This is a genomic window from Prosthecobacter sp. (genome assembly GCF_044373815.1).
GTDB lineage: Bacteria > Verrucomicrobiota > Verrucomicrobiia > Verrucomicrobiales > Verrucomicrobiaceae > Prosthecobacter.
Genome location: NZ_JBIPNG010000464.1, coordinates 1 through 5242, shown reverse-complemented (window position 1 = coordinate 5242; position 5242 = coordinate 1). Strand labels below are relative to the sequence as shown.

Below are 5242 nucleotides of genomic sequence, written 5' to 3'. Positions count from 1 at the left end.
TCTCTGCACGGGCTTCTTCTTGTCTTCCACGCTCACCCATTCTGTACAAACGTGGAGTTTGTCGTGTCGGGTGAACAGGGCGTGGCAGCAATGGCATTTACCATGCTGTCGTTTGAGAAGCCTTGTCAGCTCTAGCGGGACGGAAGGGTAGTTCCCGAGCCGTGTCCCCCAGTAGGCCCAGTCGCCATCGAAGTACGACTTGCCCTTGCGGAGCTGCATGTGTTTGAGAATAGGGGTCTCGGCAAACAGTCGCATCACGCGTGCCTCTTTGTCATCCTTGGTGGAAGGGCAGTTGAACCGCCACCTCCCGTCGGAGCTTTTGAGGAACTGATGCACTGTCCATGTACGACCCCGCTTTTTATGCCTGCTTCTGAGAGCCTTCCACAGCTTGAACCATACCTGGTTGTCCAGACGGCTGAAACTGTGCTTCGCGTTGCAGTGACGAAAATAGTTGGACCATCCCCGGATGACCGCGTTGAGCTGAGGTATCAAAACCTCCTCGGCACAAAAGGCGGCGTTCCGATCGGGGCTGCCGCAGAGCATCTTGTCGATGAGTATGGCAATCCGCTGATAAACGCGCGCCTGTGCTTCCGGCGCGGGACTGATCCGGGTGAAGACCTGTTTGAATGCCGTTTTCACGGCGTGCTTTCCGGTGTGGAACTGTTGAATGTGGTGGCCGAGGAAACTGAAGCCGGAGCTCCCCGTTTCGCTGTCCAGCGTATGCATGATGCGGGTCTTTTCGGGGTGGATGGTTAACCCCATTTTGACCAGCCAAGCCGAGATGAACTCCCGACATTCGGTGACGATGTTTCGGTCCTTGTGCAGGACAACAAAGTCGTCGGCATACATGACCAGTACAGGCATTCGTTCTGGTCTCCTTGCATTCCTTTTTGTTCCCTGTTGGAAATATTCGGTCAGATCTGTTTCGAGTCCGCAGAGAGCGATATTGGCGAGCAATGGCGACAGAGGTCCTCCTTGCGGAGTGCCCTCGTGAGTGGCGGACGTTACTCCGCCCTCCATCCATCCCGACTTCAGAATTCGGCGGATCGCCTGTTCCAGTATCGTGAATGTGTCGATCTTCGCCAGGAGGGCCTCGTGGTCCACACGATCAAAGAATTTCTCGATGTCGGCGTCCAGAACCCATTTGGGCGAAAATTGAATGCTCGCTCGGATGATGTTGATGGCGTCGTGAGCCTTGTGACCTTTGCGGAATCCATGCGTGCCCGGAGTGAACCGGGCCTCCCATTCGGGTTCGAGTGCCAGCGTTATGAGTGCCTGCAGTGCTCGATCCTTCATGGCGGGGATTCCAAGCGGTCGTTGCTCGCTTTTGCCAGGCTTGGGGATCCTGACGCGGCGTACTGGCAGGATGTCCTGATGTACATCAAGATCGTGCGCCAGCCGCAGCTTTTGCGGACCCGTGAGCCTTTTCTCGCCATCAATACCGGCGGTGTTACGGCCGGCGTTGATCTCTGAGACTTTATAAACTGCAACGCATCGGGCTGCGAAGCTGCTAAGGAGCAGCTTTTGCAGGCGGTGCGTTTTCTTGCGATTTCCTGTCTGCGATAAGCCGAAGATGCGCCGTTGAAGGTGGAAGACCTCCTCCTTGAATTGCTCCAAGGGAAGATCCTCCCATTGATCGATTGGTTTCGTTATCATGTACTTGTAGTTGGTTAAGTCTTCGTGCTGCCCGTCCGAATTCGGCATCTCGCTTCCATTGCAGAGGCGCACTGGCTTGGTCGGACGTCCTGCCCTCCGGTGTCATGCGGGTGATATCCTGCTCCCGGCTTGCGCCTGGAGAGACGACGGAGGTGACCACGTTTCGAGTGGGAGATTGACGATGGAGACGATCCGGGTGTATTCGCCGGAGGCGGCCGGTGATCCCGAGAGATGTCACACACTCTCGGGGGCAATGCCTCAGTGCCTTTTGGCTGCGGCGTGCTTCTGAGCTTTACAGCCCTGTAGCAACGAGTTTGCGCCGCTTCCAGCTTACGACGATTCGGACACCCTTTGTGTTCCTGAACCGCTCCATCTTTGCTGCCTTCATCTCGGGCCTCGTTGCCCAAGATGACGACGTTTCATCCCGCTTCACCGCACCCGGCTCTATCACCGCCGGATGCGACTGGGACTGCTTTCAACCGATCACTACGGTGACAGGAATTGGACTCGCGTCCGCACCTGTTCGCCCACTCGCTATTCTGTGAACCTTCACGGGGAAGGTGTTCAGCCATCATCCCCGGCCTCGTGGCCGTTTCTGATGGACGTGTCGCAGTTTGTAAATTGATAAAAAAGCACGTTCCACTGAGGGCGTGCTTTCGAATTTTTCAGATGGCAAAGAGCAGGGCAGCGGCATGGCGCTACCCGTCACGAATTATCAGATGCTCCAAAGTTGAAATGCAGGCTGATTTGCTTTGGTGAACACTTGATTATCGGACCCGAATTTTCCGTTCGGCCTGCAAGGAATCGCATATCAGATGAGTTTTGAGTAGCGTAGGCACCCAATTCATAACCCAGAGAACTCATGTCTTGAGTGGGGGTAAAACACTGTTTATCAGTTGATTGTAATCGTGTCAGTTGTCCGCTAAAAACTTGAATTCATAATTCTATGCTTCTCAGCAACATGCTAATGCTCAGGGCCGCGACCGCTTTTTGACATCCTCGGAGTGTCGCTGCGCTGCTTCAGCATCCCTTGTACTCCAACGGTGTTTCACGGAGAGAAACAGCAATCAATGGGGTGCTTGAGGCGAGTCATTCACCCTTTCCATTGCAGGTCCAAACCTTGATCGTCTTTGACTCCGGCACACGATGAAAGTACATGCATCAGCAGGTGCAAAATTGCACCATTCTTGGTGGGATGGCTACGCTGATCTTAACCCGGTTTGTACGGCTATATCAGAATGGCAGCAAGTCTTGAACGCCGATTTGTACATCCACTTCCAGGACGTCCGCAGTGCGCCTTAAAGGTATCTAGGCACTGCTCCGTACAAAGTTGAAATGAAGTCGTCAGAGATCCAACAGGATTTGTTTTGTACGGCCGCATCTGCCATTGGACACAATGACGCCGCGATATGCTTTGGACATCGAATTCGGCAAGCCTGACCGCGATGCAGAATTGTCATTTCTGAATCCCTGTCCGGGCATTTCACAGCAACGCTTTTGCGGCAGTTGCAGCTGTTCTACGCAAAATGGCCGCAGCAGACCAAGCTGTACAAACATCGCGCAGATCGCGCGCAGGACCTGACCGAATTGATGATTGAGTGCATGCCGTTGTTGCTTGGAAATTAAGCGCCGCTCTCGATTGTCCGAGCAAGGTGTCCAAGAAGTGGCCGGCCAGGACGTCGAGATCATTGAAATGGTTGCGTAACGGCGGTGCACTCGTGTACACGCCGGAAGGGCGAATAGTACACGAATGGGGGCAAAGGACCTCTGGGAACACGCAAAATGGATTTGCTGCGGAATATGCGGTTCCTCGGTTTGCTGCAATGATGACCAAGCAAGGTTCTTGCCATCAGCTACATCCCCACGTTTAATCAGCGAAACCTCTACGCCCCAACCCTCACTGCATGCTCTGGACTGCTCCGACTGAAAAGAATCTGGCCAATGACACTTTGGAGCGAAAATTGTGGGATGCTGCCAATCAGCTCTGGGCGGGGGCTGGGCTGAAGCAGTCGGACTACTCCGAGCCCATTCTCGGGCTCATCTTCCTGCGCTTTGCCGAGGTGCGCTTCAGTGCCCGCAGAGCAGTACTGGAAAAGGCCGGGGCTTCCTCGCGTCGCGGGTCCAAGGCGGACGAGCCCACTTCCTACCATGCCGAGGGCGTGCTCTTTCTCGCGTCCGGTGCCCGGTTTGCCGAGCTGCTTCAGCTCCCGGAGGGTGCGGACATTGGGAAAGCGCTGAACGAGGCCATGAAGACCATCGAGGGGGACAATCCGCAGATGGCCGGGGTGCTGCCAAAGGGCTACCAGGTCTTCGATTCCCGCCTGCTCAGCAACCTGCTGAAGACGCTCTCCACCATCCCTGCCGATCTGGAGGGCGACGCCTTCGGGAAGATTTATGAATACTTCCTCGGCACCTTCGCCATGAGCGAGGGGCAGAAGGGCGGCGAGTTCTTCACCCCCACCAGCATCGTCCGTCTCATCGTGGAGATTCTGGAGCCCTTCCACGGTCGCATCCTCGATCCCGCCTGCGGCTCGGGTGGCATGTTTGTGCAGAGCGCCCGTTTCGTCTCCGCCCATCAAAAGAACCCCAGCGCCGAACTCAGCATCCACGGCCAGGAGCGTGTGGATGGCAACGTCCGCCTCGCCCGCATGAACCTAGCTGTCCACGGCCTGGAGGGCGACATCAAGCACGGCAACACCTACTACGAGGACCTGCACACCACCGTGGGGAAGTTCGACTTCGTCTGCGCCAACCCTCCCTTCAATGTCAGCCAGGTGGACAAGGAGCGTCTCACTGCCGAGGTCGGCAAGAACCGCCGCTACCCCTTCGGCCTGCCGCGAACGGACAACGCCAACTACCTCTGGATTCAGGATTTTTATTCGGCTCTCAATGATCAGGGCCGCGCCGGTTTCGTCATGGCCAATTCCGCCTCCGACGCCCGCTCCTCCGAGCAGGACATCCGACAGAAGCTCATCGAGGCCCGTGCCGTCGATGTCATGGTGGCTGTCGGCCCCAACATGTTTTACACCGTCACTCTGCCTTGCACGCTGTGGTTCTTCGACAAAGGGAAAGGAAAGACGCCCCGCGCTGACACCGTCCTCTTCATCGACGCCCGCCACATCTGCCGCCAGCTCGACCGCGCCCACCGCGACTGGACGGAGGCCCAGATCAGCTTCCTCGCCAACCTCGTCCGCCTCTATCGCGGCGAAGTCCCCGACTTCACTCTTGGAGGTGACGAAGCCGAGGCCAAGATTAAGGAAGCCTTCGGCAAGAAACCAAAATTCGCTGACGTGCTTGGCCTGTGCAAAGCCGCCACACTGAAGGAAATCGAAGCTCAAGGCTGGAGCCTCAACCCCGGTCGCTACGTCGGCGTTGCCCCCGGAGAAGACGTGAGCGACGAGGACTTCAAGATCCAGCTCGGCACCTGGAACGAAGAACTCGAAACTCTTAACGCCAAAGCACGGGAGCTTGAGCAAACCATCGCCAACAACCTGGCGGAGATTCTGGAGGCGTGACGATGGCAACTAATCTCACCAAACAATGTTTCAAGCTCGAGCAGTGCTTGGAACGCGTAGTTGATAATCGA

General features: G+C 56.3%; 2 protein-coding genes. One reads left to right on the top strand and one right to left on the bottom strand.

Translation table 11 applies throughout. The features are described 5' to 3' along the window. Positions 1-1704 (bottom strand): reverse transcriptase domain-containing protein (locus ACIREA_RS26115; protein WP_397385259.1); only part of this gene is annotated, 1704 nt, incomplete at its 3' end. A gap of 1856 nt (positions 1705-3560) precedes the next feature. On the opposite strand from ACIREA_RS26115, the gene ACIREA_RS26110 reads away from it, so the two are divergent. Next, on the top strand, positions 3561-5171 hold the full coding sequence (locus tag ACIREA_RS26110; RefSeq protein WP_397385258.1) for an N-6 DNA methylase: 1611 nt from the start codon (positions 3561-3563) through the stop codon (positions 5169-5171). The last annotated feature ends 71 nt before the right edge of the window (positions 5172-5242 follow it).